This is a genomic window from Arsenophonus sp. ENCA (assembly GCF_002287155.1).
GTDB classification, from domain to species: Bacteria; Pseudomonadota; Gammaproteobacteria; order Enterobacterales; family Enterobacteriaceae; genus Arsenophonus; species Arsenophonus nilaparvatae.
The window spans coordinates 1-1,853 of sequence record NZ_NHNG01000690.1 but is presented as its reverse complement, the minus strand read 5'-3'; the positions used below and the strand labels follow the sequence as shown (position 1 = coordinate 1,853).

General features: G+C 40.6%; 4 protein-coding genes and 1 pseudogene. 2 read left to right on the top strand and 3 right to left on the bottom strand.

What is annotated here, in order from left to right; all coding sequences use genetic code 11:
- Positions 1 to 183, top strand: a 183-nt coding sequence (locus tag CBG25_RS18215; RefSeq protein ID WP_366212660.1) for a transposase family protein, incomplete at its 5' end; no start/stop codon positions are given.
- A gap of 46 nt (positions 184 to 229) precedes the next feature.
- Positions 230 to 649 (top strand): annotated as a pseudogene (locus CBG25_RS18210) (FHIPEP family type III secretion protein); the annotation flags it as partial.
- A 199-nt stretch (positions 650 to 848) separates the two neighbouring features.
- On the opposite strand, the gene flgN reads toward CBG25_RS18210, so the two are convergent.
- From flgN to flgM, 3 genes are read right to left on the bottom strand one after another with little or no spacing between them, the layout of a single operon-like run.
- Complete coding sequence (gene flgN, locus CBG25_RS18205; RefSeq protein WP_290608429.1) at positions 849 to 1,106, bottom strand: flagellar export chaperone FlgN; 258 nt, start codon at positions 1,104 to 1,106, stop codon at positions 849 to 851.
- A gap of 29 nt (positions 1,107 to 1,135) precedes the next feature.
- Positions 1,136 to 1,291, bottom strand: coding sequence for a hypothetical protein (locus CBG25_RS18200; RefSeq protein ID WP_290608427.1), 156 nt, complete (start codon positions 1,289 to 1,291; stop codon positions 1,136 to 1,138).
- Between the two features lie 4 nt (positions 1,292 to 1,295).
- Entirely contained in the window at positions 1,296 to 1,538 is a 243-nt protein-coding gene (gene flgM / locus CBG25_RS18195; protein WP_290608425.1) for a flagellar biosynthesis anti-sigma factor FlgM, read from the bottom strand.
- Between the last annotated feature and the right edge of the window lie 315 nt (positions 1,539 to 1,853).

Here is a 1,853-nt window from a genome sequence, read left to right as displayed (position 1 = left end):
CCTGAACAAAAACAAGAAAATAAAATAATCTCGGGCATCCGTATTACAGTTGAACACGCCATCGCGGGTATCAAGCGCCTCGGTTGCATGACCCAAATTTTACGGAATCGTAGACCCTTTATTGATGATACCTTCTTACTCCTTAGCGCAGGTCTTTGGAATTTCCATCTCAGAACAGCGTAAAATTTACTTCAATCACCGAAACACCCTTATTTCACTATTAAGCAACACGCTTATTGAAACCTTAGCAGAGCATGCGGCAGAACAAAAAGAGGTAACGGAACTGACCAGTTTGGTTCGTATTGCTTTAGCCAGGGCGATCACGCAGTATTGGTTTGGTGATAAACAAGAGATCCAAGCTATTGGTCTGGATGTTAGCCTTGAGCGAGTTTTGATCCAGGCGCTACAATCGGGCGGTGGATTAGAGCTTGGGCTGGCGGGTAATATTGAGCAACAAGCGATTGAAGCTATCAATAATCAAAGTTTAATTGGTGCACCACAGGTGTTAATTGTCAATCATAGCTTACGCCCTTTAATGTCACGTTTTTTACGTCGAAGTTTACCCCAGCTTGCAGTAGTTTCCAGTCTTGAGATCAGTGACGAACGGAAAATTCGTTTAACCTCCTTTATTGGCCAAACGGTTAATTAAAATAAAGATGAATGCTTTTATCACTTTTAGGTGGTAAAAGCGTTCATCACCATCAACAAAATTTTCTCTGCAATACCTTTCTTTAGTGATCGGGTTTTACTGTGGTTAGCAATATCTTGGTTATTGGTAATGGGTTTATAGCAACGTTATATCGTATTGCTCAATTGTAAATAAGGCATTGCTGGTCAATGCCTGAGAATTAAATTTTGATTCGGTAACCGCTGGCGACGATATTTTCTGTCTGGCCATGCTCACCATACAGTGCTGGACTATGACGTTTTTTAAGGAAGGTTAATTGCTCTTGATTGATCTGCATATGCTGCTTAAGCAGCAGCCCATTTTGGCTATTATGTTGATAAAGATGTTTAATTTGCAGTTCAATTTTTTGCCAGATCGGAGCCAGCATTTTATCTTGCTGATAGGGCGGCAAACAATTGCCTTGTTGACTGCAAGTAATGCGTTTTTCATCACTATGGCGTAGTGCAGTTAACCAATACTGTTTTTTTCGGTCACTTCATTTAAACGCAGTAAATCAACTTTACCGGCAATCAGTAGTTGATATTCAATATTAAGTAGCTCATTGAGCGTTTCCAATTGGGAAAGTTGCTCAATGAGGATCTCCTGTAGCGTCTGTTGGGTCATCGATTTAATCACGTATGCTGGTATTTAATTGGATCAGGGCATCAGCAATTTTTTCTGCATTGACGGTTAATTCGCCACGTTCAATTTTCTGTCTTACCTGTTCAACTAAGGGCTGACGAATATCTTTGTCGTTGGCTTGCAATAGCTTTTCTGCTGAACCACTCAAACTTAAGGTAAAGATAGGATCTTTTTCTTCGCTAGTGACTGGTGGTTTTACTTTTTTTGGGGTGTGGTTGTGGCTCTTCATGGTGCGAAAGCGCTGCTATACCACTGAGTGGGGTGGTTTTTTCAATGCTCATGAGTTACATCCTGTTATTTAATCGGCTTAGGTGTGATAGCTATCATTAAGGTTGACTATCATGCTTTATAGATCATATACTCGTCGTCATTGAAGATGCTTGATTTTCCATGAGCAATGCCCATTTAATAGGTATAAACATTAATCTCTCACAAGAACAAAAACTAAAGCTCAGAAATCTTCACAGGGAAAGTCGTGACCGTCTTGTATGCGATCGGATACGGTGTGTTCTTTTGTGCGCCGATGGCTGGACACCAGAAATGA